The following is a 17,255-nucleotide window of genomic DNA, read 5'->3' as shown; positions in this document are numbered from 1 at the left end:
AAAGGATGTCGGGGGGTTCATGCTGGCTGCAGAACCGCGGATCGAGATTGCCGCGGCAGATGGACCACGCCCCGACGAGCACTCCCGCGGGCGGCTGTCCCGGGTGCTCGGAGCAACTCTCGTCGCATTGCTCGGAGCACTGCTCGTAGAGGTGCTGTTCGAGACCTGGGTGCAAACGCTGCTCGCGACTCCGTACATCGACGCCGAGGGCAATCTGGTCGCCGAAGGGCCCGCCTGGCCCAAGCAGGTCAAGAACGCGCTGTACCTGACGCTGTTCGCGGTCACGCTGATCAAGATCCTGGTGGACCGGCGGTGGCGCGATTTCCGCACGCCCGCCGACATCGCGCTCGGTGTGCTGGCCGTCGTGCTCGTGGCCGCCGGCTTCGCGGGCGACTCGCCGGTGAAGCTGATCGGTGAGGCGGTCTACGTCTACCTGCGTGGCGTCATCGTCTTCTACGCGTGGCGGGCGGCCGACCCGGACCGGCGGCGCACCAAGGCGGTGCTCGGCGTCGTCGCGGTGGTCGTCGGCCTCAACGCGCTGATCGCCATCTGGCAGACGATGGCTGGCCTCAACTCGTACCAGCAGCTCGGCTGGGTCAACATGACCTGGGCCCGGATCAACCGTGCGCACGCCCTCCTCGACCACCCGAACCACCTTGGCCACCTCCTCGCGCTGGCGATGCTGGGGCTGTTCGCCTGGCTGATCACTCGGTCAGGACCGATCCGGTGGCGATGGTGGGTCGCGTTCGGCGTGCTCGCGCTGGCCCTGTCCGCCACACAGTCGCGCGAATCGACGCTCGGGTTCGTCGCGGGCGCGGGCGTCATCTGCCTGCTGCGCCGCGGTCGCTGGCTCGCCGGCACGGCGGCGGTCACTCTCGTCGTGGGCTTCGCCGCCGCGCAGCTGGCCGTCAGCCCGGAGAACCGGTCCGAGCTGAGCCGCCGGCTCGCGGGCGTGTTCAGCGCGCTGGACCTGCCGAGCGGCGCCGAGAAAGACGGTTTCTGCGTCGAGGGCAACGAGGGCTGCGAGGAGCAGGACGGAAACCAGATCCCGCAGCGCGAGGTCCGCGTCCTCTATACGCAGCAGGGCATCGAGCTGTGGTTGGCACGGCCGGTCCTCGGGTACGGCGTCGGCCAGTTCGGCGGGATCGTCGCGTACCAGCACGACCCGCTCTGGTACAAGGACACGCGCTTCGGGCCGGACGGCTTCCGGCTTTACGGGTCGAACGAGAAGCAGGTGGACTCGTTCTGGCTGCACCTGCTCGTCGAGACCGGCGCACTGGGCGCGCTGGCGTACCTGGTGTGGCTGACCCTGCTCATCGCTCCGATCGTTCGGGCGGCCTGGCGGCGCAAGGAGAGCGCGCACCCGTTCCTGTACTGGGCGGCCGCCGCGATGACGTTCGCGGTGCTCGTCGCGTGCCTGGCGCCGTCGTTGGAAGACCCGCTCTTCCCGGCACAGCTGTTCACGATCCTCGGCCTGGCGTGGGTGTGGCTGCGCCGCGAATCAACCACCACATTGGAGAAAGACCGTGACTGACGGAGTCGCACTCATCGGCTTCGGCTACTGGGGGCCGAACCTCGCCCGCAACCTCCAGGTGCACGCCGGCCCGCGCTGGCGGTACCTGGTCGAGCTGAACCCCGAGCGCCGCGCCAAAGCCACCGGCCTGTACCCGGGAGTGACCGTCACCGACGACCTCGCCGAGGTGCTCGCGGACCCGTCCGTCGGCGCGGTCATCGTGGCGACCCCGGCGGCGACGCACGCGCCGCTGACCCGGCGGCTGCTGGAGGCCGGCAAGCACGTGCTGGTGGAGAAGCCGCTCGCGCTGTCCACACCGGACGCCATCGAGCTGGCCGCCCGCGCCGACGACAGCGGCCTGACGCTGATGGTGGGGCACACGTTCGAGTACGTGCCGGCGGTGCGGCGGATGCGCGAGCTGGTCGCAGACGGCTCGATCGGCGACCTGCTGTACCTGCACTCGCAGCGGCTCAACCTGGGTCGTATCCAGAGCGACATCAACGCTTTCTGGTCGATCGGGCCGCACGACGTGTCGATCGCCAACTACCTCGTCGGTCAGCGTCCACAGTGGGCGTCGGCCGAGGGCGCCCGGTTCCTGAACGCCTCCGTCGAAGACGTCACGTTCGTCACCGTCGGGTACCCGGACGGCGTACTCGCGCACATGCACGTGAGCTGGCTCGATCCGTCGAAGACCCGGCGGACGACGGTGGTCGGCAGCAAGCAGATGCTGGTGTACGACGACATGGACCCGGTGGCCAAGCTGCGCGTGTTCGACAAGGGTGCCGACCGGGTCTACGAGGACGAGTACGGCGGCTGGCAGTACACGCTGCGCGACGGGGTCATCCAGACGCCGTCGCTGGAAGAGGTCGAGCCCCTCGCGGCGGAGCTGCGGCACTTCCTCTACTGCGTCGACACCGGCGAGCGCCCCCGCACCGACGGCTGGAACGGCGTCGACGTGGTCGCGGTTCTGGAGGCCGTCAACGCGTCCCTGCGGGCCGGCGGAGCGCAGGTCGCCGTGCGCGCCCCACTGGTGGCTGCTCCGTGAGTGTGAGCCCGCTGGCTGTCGTCGCCGACGGGGTCCGGTTGGGCATCAGCACCGTCGTCGAGGAGTTCTGCGTCGTCGGCAGGTCCGGTCCCGCCGACGTCAAGACCGAGCTGGGCGACGGCACCACACTGCGCAGCCACACCGTCGTGTACGCGGGCGTCCGCACCGGCGAACGCTTCCAGACCGGGCACCACACGCTGATCCGCGAGCACACGACCGCCGGCGACAACGTGTCGGTGGGGTCGATGTCGGTACTGGAACACAGCGTGACGCTCGGCCACCGGGTGCGGGTGCACTCGCACTGCTTCGTGCCCGAGTACTCGGTGCTGGAAGACGACGCCTGGCTCGGCCCTCGGGTCACGCTGACGAACGCGCCGTTTCCGCGCTGCCCCGAGGTCTCACGCTGCCTGCGTGGAGTCCACATCGGACGTGCGGCCCGGATCGGCGCCAATGTCACGATCCTGCCCGGTGTCCACATCGGAGAGCGGGCGCTGATCGGCGCCGGCGCGGTCGTCACCAAGGATGTCGCGCCCGGCGCGGTCGTCGTCGGCACCGCCGCCCGCCCGGTGAAGACCATCGACGATCTGCTGTGCCCGGCTGGGCTCGACCACCGTCCCTACCCATTGGAGACACCGTGAACGTCCCGCTCGTCGACGTGAAGGCCGCATACCTGCGGCACAAGGACGCCATCGACGCCGCCATGCGCGACGTGGTGGAGTCCACCGCGTTCATCCAAGGGCCGCACCTGCGGGCGTTCGAGGAGGCGTTCGCGGCGTTCTGCGGCACCCGGCACGCGATCGGCGTGGGCTCCGGCACCGCGGCGCTGCACCTGGCACTCGCGGCGGCCGGCGTGGGCGCGGGCGACGTGGTCGCGGTGCCGGCGCACTCGTTCATCGCCACCATCGAGCCGGTCAGCTGGCTGGGCGCGAAGCCACGGTTCGTCGAGATCGACCCGCAGACCGGCGCGATGGACCCCGCCGCGCTCAAGAACGCCATCGACGGCGTGCGGGCGGTACTGCCGGTGCACATCCACGGCCGCCCCGCTGACATGGAGCAGATCGGCGCTATCGCCGCGGACGCCGGCGTGCCGGTCATCGAAGACGCCGCGCAGGCGCACGGCGCCGAAATCACGCGCGCGGACGGCAGCGTCGTGCGGGCCGGCGGACACGCGCTCGCCGGCTGCTTCTCCTTCTACCCGGGCAAAAACCTGGGTGCCTTCGGCGACGCCGGAGCGGTCACCACCAACGACGACGACTTCGCCGCCGCCGTGCGCAGGCTCCGGGACCACGGCCGGACCTCCAAGTACGAGCACGAGATCATCGGGTACGCCCACCGCATGGACACGCTCCAGGCGGCGGTGTTGCACGCCAAGCTCGGCACGCTGGACGCCGACAACCAGCGGCGCGCCGAGCTCGTGGCCGACTACGTGTCCGCATTGGACGGTATCGGTGACCTGTGGTTCCCGCCGGAGACACCGGGCCGCCGCAGCGTGTACCACCACGCGCTCGTCCGCACCGCCCACCGTGACGCCCTTCTCGCCTTCCTGAAGCAGCGCGCTATCGGTGCCGGCGTGCACTACCCGGTGCCGCTGCACCTGCAGCCGGCGTACGAGTTCCTCGGGTACCAGCGTGGTGACCTGCCGGCGACCGAGGCGTGGGCCGACGAGTGCCTGTCGCTGCCGCTGTACCCGGAGCTGACGGCCGCCCAGCACGCGACGGTCGTCGCGGCGGTGACCGACTACTTCGCGTGAACATGAGGATCTGGCGGTCACGAGCATGAGGATCCTCGCGGTCACGAACCTGTGGCCGGAGCCGGGCAGCTTTCGCGGCGTATTCGTGGCCGAGCAGGTGGCGGGGCTGCGCCGGCTCGGCCACGAGGTCGACGTGGAGGTGGTGGCGCAGTCACGCGGCACCAAGGACTACCTGCTCGCCGCGCCGCGCGTCGCCAGGCGGGCGAGGTCCGGCCGGTACGACCTGGTGCATGTCCACTATGGGCTGACCGCGCTCTCGGCACGGCTAGTCGGTGCGGTGCCTACTGTGCTGTCCCTGTACGGCAGCGACGTCAACGAGCCCTGGCAGGCGCGCGTCACCAAGCTCTTCGACGGCCGCCCGGCCGCCCGGGTGTACCCGTCGAGGCGGCTCGTCGACGCGGCCGGTGACCCGTCGGGGATCGTGGTGCCCAACGGCGTCGACTTCGACCTCTTCCAGCCACCGTCCGAAGAGGAGCGGGTGGCGGTGCGCGCGAGGTTCGGCTTCGGGCCGGACGACAGGGTGGTGCTGTTCGGCGCCGCGCCCGACAATCCCGTCAAGCAGTTTGACCTGTACCAGGACGTGCTGAACGGCCTCGTCGCGCGAGGGATCGCGGCGCGCGAGCTGGTCCTGCCCGGTCCTGGCCAGACCCGCGCGGACGTCGTGCCCAAGTTCGCCGCCGCCGACGTCCTGCTCGTCACCTCGCGCCAGGGCACCGAGAGCGGACCCTTGGTGGTCAAGGAGGCCGCCGCGATGGGCCTACCCGTGGTGAGCGTCGACGTCGGAGACGTGGCCGAGGTACTGGCCGACGTTGCACCGAGCGCGGTCGTCCCATTTCCCGCGGAGCGCTCCGACCTGGTGGCCGACCTGGTGCGAGCGGTTGCCGAGGCAATCGCCGCCGGTACTCGGAGCAACGGCCGTTCGAAGATCGCTGGGTACTCCCAGGACGCGGTCGTGGCCCGGCTCGCCGCCGTCTACGAGTCCGTAGTGGGCTGATCACCGGGCGGGGCCGCGGCGTCCAGCCTCGCCGGGTACCGTGTGCGGAGTTTTGTGACCGACCCAGGAGGACCCGGCGTGACCAGCAACCAGCCGCGCATGACCAAGTCCGAGCGGCGGGCGGCCGCCAAGGCCGCCGCGGCGAAGGCCGCCGAGCGCAAGCGCCGCAACCAGGCGATCGCCGGCGCCGCGGCCGGCGTTGCCGCGATCGCGGTCATCGTCGTCGTGTTCGCGCTGGTCCGCGGCGGTGACACCGAGGGCACGGCGTCCCCGTCGCTGACCACCACGCCGGCCGCGTCGGCGTCGCCGAGCGCCGCCGCGTTCCCGCCGTTGCCCGCCGGCGCCGACCCGGCGCTCGGGGAGAAGCCCGTGGTGAAGGCCGGCACCGGCGACGTGACCAAGCTCAAGGTCACGACGCTGATCGAGGGCACCGGCCCGGCCGCGGCGGCGGGCCAGCAGATCGCCGTCAACTACGTCGGCGTCATCTACAAGACCGGCGAGGAGTTCGACGCGTCCTGGACCCGCCAGCAGCCGTTCGAGTTCCAGCTCGGCCAGGGCGGCGTGATCCCGGGCTGGGACCAGGGGCTCGTCGGGGTCAAGGTCGGCAGCCGCGTGCAGCTCGACATCCCCTCCGACCTGGCGTACGGCGACAACCCGGGCCAGGGCAGGCCGGCGGGCGCCCTCCGCTTCGTCGTGGACCTCCTGTCCGCCCAGTAACACGCTAGATCGACAGTAATGTCTTGCCCGTCACCGCGCGCCCCTCGATCGCCGCGTGGGCCTCGGCGGCGCGCTCCAGGGGGTACACCTGGCCCACGAGCGGGGTGATCTGCCCGGCCGCGGCTGCCCCGAGCGCCCGCCCGAGGCAATCCCGGAATTGCTCCGAGGTCAGTTGCACGTCCTGGATGCCGGTCACGGTGATGCCGCGCGCGGCCGCCGCGTCCGGGTCGGGCACCGCGAACTCGCCCGCCGGCGTGCCATAGGCCGAGACCCGCCCGCCCGGCGCGACCAGATCGAAGGCCGCCCGACCGTATTCGCCTCCGGCCCCGTCGAGCACCACGTCGAGCGGGCCGGTCGCCGCGCGTACCCGCTCGATCCAGCCGGGCTCGGAGTAGTCGACGGTGGCGTCCGCGCCGAGGCGGCGGAGCCGTTCCAGCTTCGCGGCGCCGCGGGCGGCGGCCACGACGTACCCGCCGGCCGCGTGCGCGAGCTGCACGAGCAGCGCGCCAAGGCCGCCGCCGGCGGCCGTGACGAGGACCTTGTCGCCGGGCTTGATCGCGACGAGGTCCGCGACGGCGAGCGCGGTGGTGCCGTCGTGCAGCAGCGCGGCCGCGTCCGTCAGTGACAGCTCATCGGGTACTGGCACCAGCCCGTCCGCCGGCACGAGTGCCCGCTCGACGTACCCGCCGTGCGCGCCGGTCCCCGTGACCACCCGGCGGCCCCGCCACGCCGGGTCGACCCCTTCGCCGGTCGCCGCCACCGTGCCGGCCACGCCGACGCCGGCCCGGTACGGCGGCTCGTGGTCGAAGTACGGCTTGCCCTGCCCGCTACGGATCTTCGTCTCCACCCACAGCGTGTCCGCGATGGCCACGTCGATAACCACTTCGCCCGGCCCGGGCATTGGATCGGGCACCTCCCTCAGTGCAAGCACGTCCGGCCCGCCGAATTGGGTCACCTCAATGATTCGCATGGCACCGACGATGCAACCTCAACACGACTTGAGGTCAAACGCGACATTGTTCGGTAACACGTTCTTGACATTTGTAACGCGGGAGCGCACAGTCTGACTACGTAGTCCTGACTACGTAGTCAGACTGCTCTTCAGGAGATGCGTTATCTCAAGGAGGTGCGATGTCCCAGGCCAGCCGCCGACCCCCGGGCAGCACGGACGTCGCACGGCTGGCCGGAGTGTCGCAGAAGACCGTCTCCCGCGTGATGAACGGCGAGCCGTACGTCAGCGAGGCCGTCCGCGAGCGCGTGCTCGCCGCGGCGCGCGAGTTGGGATACCGGCGTAACACCGCGGCTCGGGCGCTCAACCTGGGCCGCTTTCACCGCATCGGGGTCGTGTCGCTGGGCAGCGTGCTCTACGGGCCGTCGTCCACATTGGTCTGGCTGGAGCGGCGGGCCCGGGAGACCGGATACGCGCTCAGCATCGTCCACACCCTCGAAGGCCAGGACGGCAGCGTCATGGCGGCCGTCGACTCGCTGCTGGAGCAGGGCGTCGACGGCATCATCCTCTCCGAACCCATCGACGAGGGGCAGCAGCTTCGCATCGAGCCCGAGGTGCCGGTGCTCAGCTTCGGCCCGACACCGGGCATCGACGGGCCGCGCGTCGTGGTCACCGGTGCGTCCGGTGTGGACGCTGGACGGGTGGCCACCGAGCACCTGCTCGCGCTCGGCCACGCGACCGTGTGGCACGTGGCCGGCCCGAGTCAGTGGTGGGCGGCCCGCGACCGCATCAGCGGGTGGCGGCGTGCCCTCGCCGCCGCCGGGGTCGCCGAACCACCCCTGATCGAGGGCGACTGGTCGCCCGCGTCCGGATACGCCGCCGGGCGGCTGCTCGCCACCAACCCCGAGGTCACCGCCGTGTTCGTCGCCAACGACGAGATGGCGATCGGGGTGCTGCGGGCGCTCGCGGAGGCCGGGCTCGACGTGCCGGGCCGCGTCAGCGTCGTCGGCATGGACGACATCCCCGCGGCGGCCTACCTCAGCCCGCCGCTCACCACCGTTCGCCAGGACTTCGAGGCCGTTGCCGCGTACGGGTTGAAGCTGCTCGTCGACGAGATCGAGAGTGGCGCGGCGGCCGCACCCCATGACGAACTTCCCGCGCACCTCGTCGTGCGCGAATCGACCGCACCACCGAGGGAGACATCATGAGAACACCGCGACTCCGGCTGACACGGGTTCTAGCCGCAGGCGTGGCCGCCGGGCTGGTCCTCGCCGGCTGCGGCGGCGGATCGGACGACGGTTCCGGTGACACGCCCAGCTCCGTCAGCCAGGCCGACATCGACAAGGCGATGCAGACACCGACCGAGCTGACGTTCTGGAGCTGGGTGCCGAACATCGACAAGGAGATCGCGCTCTTCCAGAAGAAGTACCCCGCGATCAAGGTGAAGCTCGTCAACGCGGGCCAGGGCGAGCCGCAGTACACGAAGCTCCGCACCGCCCTCAAAGCCGGCAGCGGCGCGCCCGACGTGGTGCAGATCGAGTTCCAGTACATCCCGACCTTCACCATCACGGGCGATCTGCTCGACCTGCGCCCGTATGGCGCGGAGGCGCTCAAGGACCAGTTCGTCGACTGGACGTGGGGCCAGGTGACCGGCGCGGACGGCCAGGTGTGGGCGATCCCGCAGGACACCGGGCCGATGGGCATGCTGTACCGGCAGGACATCTTCGACAAGTACGGGATCAAACCGCCGGCCACGTGGGACGAGTTCGCCGCGGCGGCGCGCACGCTCCACACCGCCGATCCCAACGTGTACTTGACGAACCTCGCCGGAAACCAGAACGGCGCCTGGATGGGGCTGCTGTGGCAGGCGGGCGCGCGTCCATTCAAGACAGACGGCGACCAGATCACCGTCAGCGTCAACGACGAGGCGTCCAAGAAGCTTGCCGGGTACTGGGGTGGTCTCGCGAAGGAAGGCGTCATCGCGACCGACGCCGACTTCACCGACCAGTGGTTCCAAGGGCTCAACCGCGGCAAGTACGCCACCTGGCTGACCGCCGCGTGGGGCCCGGTGTTCCTGTCCAGCAGCGCCAAGGACACCAGCGGAAAGTGGCGGGCCGCACCGCTTCCACAATGGACGGCCGGCGCGAACGAGGCCGGTAACTGGGGTGGCTCGACCAGCGCGGTCGTGAAGGCGACGAAGAACCCGATCGCGGCGGCCAAGTTCGCCGAGTTCCTCAACACCGATCCAGAGTCGACGATGATGTTCGCGACCGAGCAGTTCCTCTTCCCGGCCACGAAGTCGCTGCTGTCGAACCCGGCGTTCACCGACCAGAAGCCGGCCTTCTACGGCGGTCAGCAGGTCAACCAGGTGTTCGCCGGCATCAGCGACACGGTGGCGACCGACTTCCAGTGGCCGCCGTTCCTCGACCAGACCGTCAACGACTGGGACGAGACGGTCGGCAAGTCGCTCGCCGACAGGACCGACACCGTCGCCGCGCTCGACCAGTGGCAGGAACGCATCACGACGTACGCGAAGAACCAGGGCTTCACGGTTAAGTAGGGTTGGCAGACTGATGTCCACTGTGACCGCCGCGGTGCCGCGGCGCCGGCGGGTAGCGTCTCGCCGCGCCGCAGCCGGGTACCTCTTCGTCGCCCCTTTCCTCGTGGTGTTCGTCGCGATGCTCGTGGTGCCGCTGGCGTACGCCGGGTACCTCAGCCTCTTCCGGGAGCAGCTGATCGGCGGCACCACCTTCGCGGGGCTCGACAACTACACGCGGGCGCTCACCGACGACCGGCTGCTCGGCGGGGTGGCCCGGGTCGGCGCGTTCTTCGCCATCCAGGTGCCCATCATGCTGGGGCTGGCGCTGTTCTTCGCGCTCGCGCTCGACAGTGGAGCGTTGTGGCTGTCGCGGGTGCTGCGGCTGGGCATCTTCGTGCCGTACGCGGTGCCCAGCGTGGTGGCCGCCCTCATGTGGGGCTACCTGTACGGTCCGGATTTCGGCCCCATCGCGCAGCTGTTCGACAAGGTGGGCTGGGACGCGCCCAACCTGCTCGGGGCGGACCTGATGCTCGGCTCACTGGCCAACGTGGTGACATGGGAGTTCACCGGATACAACATGATCATCCTGTACGCGGCGCTGCGCGCGGTGCCTACCGAGCTGTACGAGGCGGCCGCCGTCGACGGTGCCGGCGCGTGGCGCATCGCCTGGAGCATAAAGATTCCGGCCCTGCGCCCGGCCCTGATGCTCACGCTCATCTTCTCGGTCATCGGCAGCTTCCAGCTCTTCAACGAGCCGCAGCTGCTGCAACGGCTGGCGCCGAACGTCATCGACAGCGCCTACACACCCAACCTGTACGCGTACTCGCTGGCCTTCACCAGCCAGGACGTCAACTACGCCGCCGCGGTGTCGTTCCTGCTCGGAATCGTCATCGTCGCGGTCTCCTACACCGTCCAGCTCGCGGCGAACCGGAGGCGGTCATGACGACGGAGCGTCTTCCCGGCAAGCGCAGTCCATTGTTGACGCTCGCGATGCTGGCCTTCCTGGTGTACTTCCTGCTGCCGCTCTTCTGGCTGGTGGTCGCCTCGACGAAGACCACCGGTGAGCTGTTCTCCAGCTTCGGTCTGTGGTTCGCCGACGACTTCTCGTTGCCAGGCAACATCCGTGACGTGTTCGCCGCGGAAAACGGCGTCTACGGCCGCTGGCTGCTCAACACCGTCGTGTACGCCGTCGTCAGCGCGGGCGGCGCGGCGCTGCTCGCGGCCCTGGGCGGGTACGGGTTCGCGAAGTTCCGGTTCCGCGGCAACAACGCGCTGTTCGGCGTCGTGCTCGGGTCCATCATGGTGCCCAGCACCGCGCTGGCCATCCCGACGTATCTGGTGTTCAGCAAGATTGGCCTCGTCAACACACCGTGGGCCATCATCCTGCCCTCGCTGGTGAACCCGTTTGGCCTCTACCTCATGCGGGTGTACGCCGAGGACGCGGTGCCCGACGGGCTCATCGAGGCGGCCCGCATCGACGGCGCGGGTGAGTTCCGCATCTTCTGGCAGGTGGCGATGCGGCTGCTCGCACCCGGCTTCGTGACGGTACTGCTCTTCACGCTCGTCGCCACCTGGAACAACTACTTCCTGCCGCTCATCATGCTCAACAACCCATCCCTGTATCCGGTGACCGTGGGCCTCGCGAACTGGGCCGCGCAGGCGTCGATGGGCGGCGGAGGCAGCGGTGGCAACGTGCTGCCGCTGGTGGTCACCGGTTCGTTGTTGTCCATCGTCCCGCTGGTCATCGCGTTCCTGATGCTTCAGCGGTACTGGCAGAGCGGCCTCGGCGCCGGAGGAGTGAAGCAGTGACTGTCCTGTTCGGAGCGGCATACTACCCGGAGTACCACCCCTCGCACCTGTTGAAGACCGACCTCGACCTGATGGCCGAGGCGGGCTTCACGGTCATCCGGGTCGGCGAGTCGGTCTGGTCCACATGGGAGCCCGAAAACGGGCGGTTCGACCTCGACTGGCTCCGGCCCACACTGGACGGTGCGCACGAGCGCGGCATCGGGGTCGTCCTGGGCACGCCGACGTACGCGGTGCCGCCCTGGCTCGCCCGGCAGTACCCGGAGATCGCGGGGGAGCGGGCCACCGGGCGTCGCATCCCGTGGGGCGCCCGGCAGGAGACCGACTTCACCCACCCGGCCTACCTGTTCCACGCCGAGCGGGTCATCCGCCGCGTCGTCGAGCGGTACGCCGACCACCCGGCCATCATCGGGTACCAGGTGGACAACGAGCCCGGCGCCGAGTTGCTGCACAACCACGGCGTCTTCCAGCGGTTCGTCGACGACCTGCGCGAGCGGTACGGCGACGTGGAGACGCTCAACCGCGAGTGGGGCCTGGTGTACTGGTCACATCGACTGTCCACATGGGCCGACCTGTGGGTGCCCGACGGCAACCTGCAGCCGCAGTACGAGCAGGCGTGGCGGCGCTTCCAGGCCCAGCAGGTCACCGAGTTCATCACCTGGCAGGCCGGGATCGTGCGCGAGTACACCCGGCCGGGCCAGTTCGTCACCACCTGCATCTCGTACGAGCGCCCCGGTATCGCCGACGACGAGCTGACCCAAGACCTCGACGTCACCGCCGGAAACCCGTACTACCTCATGCAGGACGGGCTCGCCCTGCCCACCCCTGAAGACCGCCCGCAGCACTGGATGACACAGGACTGCTGGGCGTTCTACCTCACCGCGGACCGCATGTGGTCCTCCCGCCAGGAGCCGTACCTGGTCACCGAGACCAACGCGCAGGCCATCGGTGGCCCATGGACGAACCAGCCGGCGTACGAGGGCCAGTGGCGCCAGGCCGCCTGGGCGCTCGTCGCCCGCGGCGCGAAGATGATCGAGTACTGGCAGTGGCGCACCCTCCAGTTCGGCACCGAGACATACTGGATGGGCGTGCTTCCCCACAGTGGACGCCCCGGCCGCACGTATCGCGAGATCGCCCGCATCGGCGCCGAACTGGCCCAAGCCGGCGACCTGGTCGACGGCATCACGCCGGACGCCGACGTGGCGATGCTGTACTCGACGCCGAGCAAATGGGCCCTCGGGGCCCAGCCCGCGCTCGCCTTGCCCGACGGCGGCCCGGATCGCCGTTCGTACCAGGGCGTGTTCGAGCCCTTCTATCGTGGCGCCTTCGAAGCGGGCTGCCAGGTGCGCGTCCTGCACACGCCCCAAGCTCTTATGTGGACACCCTCCGATTTCGTCGCGCGCCACCCCGTCCTGGTCGCCGCCGGCCTGTACGTCGCCGACGACTCCACACTGGACTGGCTGGCGGCGTACGCCGAAGCCGGCGGGCACCTGGTGCTCGGCCCCCGGACGGGATACGCGGACCACGAGGCGCGCGCCCGCGGCGACGTACAGCCAGGCAGGTTGGCGGAGGCGGCGGGCGCCTGGTACGACGAGTTCAACAACCTGCCGGCGGACCTGCCCGTGCGCGCGCGGTCCGGGTTGGCCCTGCCCGACGGGGCAGCCGGAACGCGTTGGGCCGACGGCCTCATAGCGGACGGCGCCGAGGTTGTCGCCGGCTACGACCACCCGCACTTCGGCCGGTTCGCGGCCGTCACGACCCGCCCGCACGGCCGGGGCCGCGTCACCTACGTCGGCACCATCCCGAACCCGGTGCTGGGCGCGGCCCTCTTCCGCTGGCTCCTGCCCGATCCAAGCCCCTGGGCCGACATCCCGCCGTCTGTGACGTCGACGGGCGCCACCGCGCAAGACGGCCGCCGCCTACGCTTCCTCCACAACTGGTCCTGGGACGAGGCGACGCTGACCGTCCCGATCCCGGTCCAGGACGTGCTTTCCGGCACGTCTCACGCGACCGGCACCTCGTTGACGCTCGCCGCGTGGGACGTCCGCGTACTCCTCGAAACCTGATTACGAGGCGAGGGCTTGGGTGTCGCGGCGGATGCCGTTGCCTCTGAGTATCGGCCGGGCGCGCGCGACGAGTACCGGACAGTGGGCATGGCGCAGGACCGCCTGAGTCACCGGCCCGAGCAGGGTGGGGCGGTCGCCCTGGGCGCCGACCACGACCAGCTGCGCGCCGTTTGACTCGGCGATCAGCGCCTCGTCTGCGGGCCGGTCCACGACGCGGTGCTCGGCCGGCACCGCAGGCGGAGGTGGCTCCGCGCACGGGGCGCCCTCGGCGTGCACGACGACCACGCTGGTGCGGCGGCGGCGCGCCTCGTCGTACGCGGCGTCCAGGCCGACGGCCGCGTCGGCGGAGCCGTCGACGCCGACCACGACCGGCCCGGGCCGCTCGGGGCCGCAGGCGAACAGCACCGGCTGGCAGGCGCGGGCGGCCACCTGGATGGAGACCGACAGGGCCGGGTCAGTGCCGTGGCGCGCGAGGCCCTGCCCGCCGAGCACGAGCAGAGCGGCGTCGGTGGCCGCGCGTAGCAGCACCCGGGTGGGGTCGCCATCGACGACCTCCGACGTCACGGTCAACGAGGGATACGCGCCGCGCGCGAGCGCCACGGCCTCGCCGACCATCTGCTCGGCGAGCTCGCGGTCGTCGCCGTATTCGTTCGAGAGAAACAGCTCCCACACGAAGGCGTGCACGATGTGTAGCGGGGCACCCGTCGAGGCGGCCTCCTGCGCGGCGAGCCGCACGCTGTCGGAGTCTGTGGCCATGTCCTTCACACCCACTACCACCGGTGCGTTCTCAACGATCATGGCCGCCACCTCCGTTGCTGGCTCCCTTCCCTTAGCTAACCGCATGTGACGGCTTCCCGACAGATGCATGCTGAGATCAGGCGAGCGGGCTCGTTCGTGGCTCCCTAATGCCCGCAGGTTGCCCTGAGTAACCGCCCGCCAGTGTTCCGAGCAGTGCACCGAGGATTGCTGTCAACACGATGACGCCGGTCCACATCTCCGCGGGCCATTGGAGGCCTTCGGCGACGTGCAATCCGAGCAATTGCCCCGACCACACGAGCGCGGGAAAGAGCGCACCGGCGATCACCAGGCGTAGCGGTGCGCCGGTTCCGCGTACAGCATCAAGACGCGCGATAAGGGTGTCCGCGACCGCGGCGCCGCACACGGCGGCGACCGCGCCGGCGGCCTGGGCCGCCGGGAACTCGAACATCACCATGACGAAGAGCGCCACGCCCGCGGTGATCGCGGTCGCCGCACCAAGCGTCGGCCGCCGCCGCAGCACCAGCAGCAGCGGTACCGTCAACAGCAGCGTCGTGATCACGTAGCTGCTCACGCCGGTCAGGGCGACGAGGCGGCTCATGCCCTGCAACCCTGTCTCGTCCCCGTCGTAGCCGTCATACGGCTGGGTGGGCGCCAGCGTCAGAAACGCGGACGAGTGCGTGAGCAGGATTGTCGTTGCCATTGCACCGAGGGTCACCGAGACAATGCCCGTGATTGCTCTCCCGCCGGTCACCCACCATGAGCGCAGCGGGCTCGTGACGATCAGGACACCGCCAACGACGAGCAACATGTGGCTCGGGCTGAACGTGGCCTCCAGGCCGACCTCGATGCCGATCGTCTCGTGCCACACCATGTCGGCGAGCCCGCCGACGAGGAAGAGCAGCACGCCGAGCGCCCCGAGCCGGTACCCGGCCGGCCAGCCATCGCGCCACCAGCGCGGTGCCTGGTCGCGTCGCTGGTACGCGAGCCAGAACGTCCACGCCGCGCTGCCGGCGAAGCCGGCGTAGAGCAGGCCGTGCCACGGCGTGAAGAACCCTTCGAGGGTCTCGATGACGTTGGCGTGTGCCCAGCCGTCGGAGAGCGCGCCACCGACGAGGCAGGCGGCGAGCAGCACCATGACGGCGTCTTCGCGTGGGGTGGCCGCCCGGACCAAGTCGGTCCGGGCGGGCGTGTCGACGGGCCGGATTCCGCTGATCGTCATGGCCCGTATCGTCCCAAATACCACACGCCGCGCCGATCGTCAGTTCGACGACTGCCGATCGCGACAAATCGCCAAACCCTATTAATCAGATAGGGGCAAGACCGGTCTGGCCAGTTGTTTTATGATTTGGATCTGCCTACTCCCAACATATGGTACGGCGTTGACCGGCCTGGGCGGCTTCCGGAGCATGGTTGCCATGACGACCGTCGCTCTCATCGGCAACCCTCGTGCCGGCTCCCGCACCCGGGTACTGGCCGACGACCTGCTCGAGGCACTGGCACCCGCGGGACCGGTGCGAGTGCTGGAGCTTGCCGAGATCGTGGGCGTGTCGTTTGGGCCGCAGCCCGCGTACGGGGCGTCGACCGTGGTCGACCCGTTCGAGGCGGTGCGATCGGCGCGGCTCCTCGTGGTAGTCACACCGGCCTACAAGGGCTCATACACCGGCCTGCTCAAGATCTTCTTCGACCAGTTCGGCCCGGGCGCGCTGGCGGGTGCGGCGGCGATCCCGGTGGCCGTGGCCGCGTCCCCGGCCCACCTGGACGCGACCGCCTTGGCACTGTCGACCTTGCTGGCGGAGCTGGGTGCGTCGGCGCTCCCCCCGTTGGCGGTACTGGAAAAGGATCTCCCCGCGTCGACGCCAATCGCCGACTGGACCGCGACCCACGGCCCAACCCTGCTAGCCGCCGGCCTAGCCGTCCCCCTCCCCACCCCGACCCCGTAACCCACCCTCACTGCCACCACCCCCGCCGTCCGCGTCCGCCTTGCGTCCGCGCCGCGTCGCCTTTGCCGCGCCGCGCGCGTCGCCCGCCGTGGGGACGGGTCGCCACACCCCGCTCGCCTCCCGTCGATCAAGGGCGTATGCACGTGGTTGGATCTCTTTCTCCGTGCGCGTCCGCGCCCAGGCCGGCCCGGCACGGCGTGTCGCCATGCCGGGTGCGCCGATCAAGGGCGAATGCACGTGGTTGGATCTCTTTCCGCGCGCATTCGCCCTTGATCGATGCGGATCTCCTTGATCGGCGGGGTTGAGGGAAGGGTTCTGGCGCCGTATCAAGCCCGACCACCGGGTCCGGCCCGGCGCCGCTAGGCGCCGGCAGCCGCCCGGATCGTCCCCATCCGCGCAGTGGGCAGCTCGTCGTGGACGGCGACCCTGACGTCGGGCCGCGCTCAACTCAACGACGTTGCCTCCCTGATCGGCGGCGATGCGTCTGGCGGCCCGGCGTCGTCGGACTGGAAACGCCCCTGTGCTTCCACCGGCGCGTCTGCGCTTCCGGTCCGAGGCGACTGGGATGCAACTGGCGACCTGCCCGATATGCGCGCTACGCGCGCCACCGCGACGGCGGCCGATCCGAACCTGTGCGTCCTGGGCTCGGCACGAAAATCCGCGAGAGAAATTTGTGTTATCCGCTCCGCTGGGTGGCATCTCCTAGGCGTGCGCGAATCGACTGGGGGACTGAGGGGCTGCGGGATGAGCGAGCACAACGGGCAGGTCATGTGGCTGGCGCGGCCGGCGGGCGGGCGGCACCGCCACGTCCCGGTCGCCGGCGGCGACGGGCGGCACGGCGCGGAGCAGGGGAGTGGCGGCGAGCACCGGAACACCCGCTGGTCCAGCCCTACCCGCTCCCGCACCGTCAACCGGCACCACCACGATCAGCCGGCATCCGAGGAGGCGGTCGCCGCCTCAACCACGGCTCCGGCCGCTGCCGGGCTGGATGCCGCGGCAGTGACAGCGGCGCTGGCGAGCCTTGACCGCGAGCATCGCGAGATCCTGGCCGAGACCTACTTTCGCGGCCGCACGGTAACCGCGGCCGCCAGCGCTCTGGGCCTGCCCGTCGAAACCGTGAAGGCCCGTGTGTACGCCGCCGTCCGCGCCCTGGACCGCGCAGCCCGCGCCGCCTGAC

At 70.3% G+C, this 17,255-nt stretch carries 16 protein-coding genes; 13 read left to right on the top strand and 3 right to left on the bottom strand.

The annotated features are described in order from the left end of the window. Positions 1 to 19: 19 nt before the first annotated feature. From QMG73_RS36515 to QMG73_RS36490, 6 genes are all read left to right on the top strand, one after another. Positions 20 to 1,534 (top strand): O-antigen ligase family protein, encoded by a 1,515-nt coding sequence (locus QMG73_RS36515; RefSeq protein ID WP_281903514.1) that lies wholly within the window; start codon positions 20 to 22, stop codon positions 1,532 to 1,534. After that, positions 1,527 to 2,558, top strand: coding sequence for a Gfo/Idh/MocA family protein (locus QMG73_RS36510; protein ID WP_281903513.1), 1,032 nt, complete (start codon positions 1,527 to 1,529; stop codon positions 2,556 to 2,558). The genes QMG73_RS36515 and QMG73_RS36510 overlap by 8 nt, the downstream gene beginning before the upstream one ends. Continuing rightward, positions 2,555 to 3,196, top strand: a complete 642-nt coding sequence (locus QMG73_RS36505) for an acyltransferase (RefSeq protein WP_281903512.1) — start codon at positions 2,555 to 2,557, stop codon at positions 3,194 to 3,196. The genes QMG73_RS36510 and QMG73_RS36505 overlap by 4 nt, the downstream gene beginning before the upstream one ends. Beyond that, positions 3,193 to 4,308, top strand: a complete 1,116-nt coding sequence (locus QMG73_RS36500) for a DegT/DnrJ/EryC1/StrS family aminotransferase (protein ID WP_281903511.1) — start codon at positions 3,193 to 3,195, stop codon at positions 4,306 to 4,308. The genes QMG73_RS36505 and QMG73_RS36500 overlap by 4 nt, the downstream gene beginning before the upstream one ends. 25 nt (positions 4,309 to 4,333) lie before the next feature. Then, positions 4,334 to 5,302 (top strand): glycosyltransferase family 4 protein, encoded by a 969-nt coding sequence (locus QMG73_RS36495; protein ID WP_281903510.1) that lies wholly within the window; start codon positions 4,334 to 4,336, stop codon positions 5,300 to 5,302. 99 nt (positions 5,303 to 5,401) lie between these two features. Continuing rightward, positions 5,402 to 6,019, top strand: a complete 618-nt coding sequence (locus QMG73_RS36490; protein WP_281903532.1) for an FKBP-type peptidyl-prolyl cis-trans isomerase — start codon at positions 5,402 to 5,404, stop codon at positions 6,017 to 6,019. A 4-nt stretch (positions 6,020 to 6,023) separates the two neighbouring features. Here QMG73_RS36490 and QMG73_RS36485 read toward each other — a convergent pair whose 3' ends face one another. Continuing rightward, a complete protein-coding gene (locus QMG73_RS36485) occupies positions 6,024 to 6,989 on the bottom strand; it encodes a zinc-binding dehydrogenase (protein ID WP_281903509.1) in 966 nt (321 codons plus the stop codon). Positions 6,990 to 7,150: 161 nt separating this feature from the next. Between QMG73_RS36485 and QMG73_RS36480 the strand changes: the two genes are divergently transcribed. The 5 genes from QMG73_RS36480 to QMG73_RS36460 are packed head-to-tail and all read left to right on the top strand — an operon-like array spanning position 7,151 to position 13,379. Next, complete coding sequence (locus QMG73_RS36480) at positions 7,151 to 8,176, top strand: LacI family DNA-binding transcriptional regulator (RefSeq protein WP_281903508.1); 1,026 nt, start codon at positions 7,151 to 7,153, stop codon at positions 8,174 to 8,176. Next, a complete protein-coding gene (locus QMG73_RS36475) occupies positions 8,173 to 9,528 on the top strand; it encodes an ABC transporter substrate-binding protein (RefSeq protein ID WP_281903507.1) in 1,356 nt (451 codons plus the stop codon). Before QMG73_RS36480 ends, QMG73_RS36475 begins: the two co-directional genes overlap by 4 nt. A gap of 13 nt (positions 9,529 to 9,541) precedes the next feature. Continuing rightward, positions 9,542 to 10,450 carry a carbohydrate ABC transporter permease gene (locus QMG73_RS36470; RefSeq protein ID WP_281903506.1) on the top strand — a complete coding sequence of 303 codons (909 nt, stop codon included), beginning with the start codon at positions 9,542 to 9,544 and terminating at the stop codon, positions 10,448 to 10,450. Continuing rightward, positions 10,447 to 11,316 carry a carbohydrate ABC transporter permease gene (locus QMG73_RS36465; RefSeq protein ID WP_281903505.1) on the top strand — a complete coding sequence of 290 codons (870 nt, stop codon included), beginning with the start codon at positions 10,447 to 10,449 and terminating at the stop codon, positions 11,314 to 11,316. Before QMG73_RS36470 ends, QMG73_RS36465 begins: the two co-directional genes overlap by 4 nt. Beyond that, positions 11,313 to 13,379, top strand: a complete 2,067-nt coding sequence (locus QMG73_RS36460) for a beta-galactosidase (protein ID WP_281903504.1) — start codon at positions 11,313 to 11,315, stop codon at positions 13,377 to 13,379. The genes QMG73_RS36465 and QMG73_RS36460 overlap by 4 nt, the downstream gene beginning before the upstream one ends. Here the strand turns inward: QMG73_RS36460 and QMG73_RS36455 are convergent, their stop codons facing one another. Both QMG73_RS36455 and QMG73_RS36450 read right to left on the bottom strand, forming a co-directional pair. Next, positions 13,380 to 14,177, bottom strand: a complete 798-nt coding sequence (locus QMG73_RS36455) for a universal stress protein (protein ID WP_281903503.1) — start codon at positions 14,175 to 14,177, stop codon at positions 13,380 to 13,382. Positions 14,178 to 14,253: 76 nt separating this feature from the next. After that, a complete protein-coding gene (locus tag QMG73_RS36450) occupies positions 14,254 to 15,357 on the bottom strand; it encodes a hypothetical protein (protein WP_281903502.1) in 1,104 nt (367 codons plus the stop codon). Positions 15,358 to 15,553: 196 nt separating this feature from the next. Here QMG73_RS36450 and QMG73_RS36445 point away from each other — a divergent pair, with 196 nt between their 5' ends. Then, positions 15,554 to 16,078, top strand: a complete 525-nt coding sequence (locus QMG73_RS36445; protein WP_281903501.1) for an NAD(P)H-dependent oxidoreductase — start codon at positions 15,554 to 15,556, stop codon at positions 16,076 to 16,078. Positions 16,079 to 16,822: 744 nt separating this feature from the next. Then, positions 16,823 to 17,254 (top strand): sigma factor-like helix-turn-helix DNA-binding protein, encoded by a 432-nt coding sequence (locus QMG73_RS36440; RefSeq protein WP_281903500.1) that lies wholly within the window; start codon positions 16,823 to 16,825, stop codon positions 17,252 to 17,254. Position 17,255: the final 1 nt, after the last annotated feature.

This window comes from Phytohabitans aurantiacus (assembly GCF_027923225.1).
GTDB lineage: Bacteria > Actinomycetota > Actinomycetes > Mycobacteriales > Micromonosporaceae > Phytohabitans > Phytohabitans aurantiacus.
Note: the sequence above shows the minus strand (reverse complement) of the source record. Positions and strands in the feature narration are given on the sequence as shown.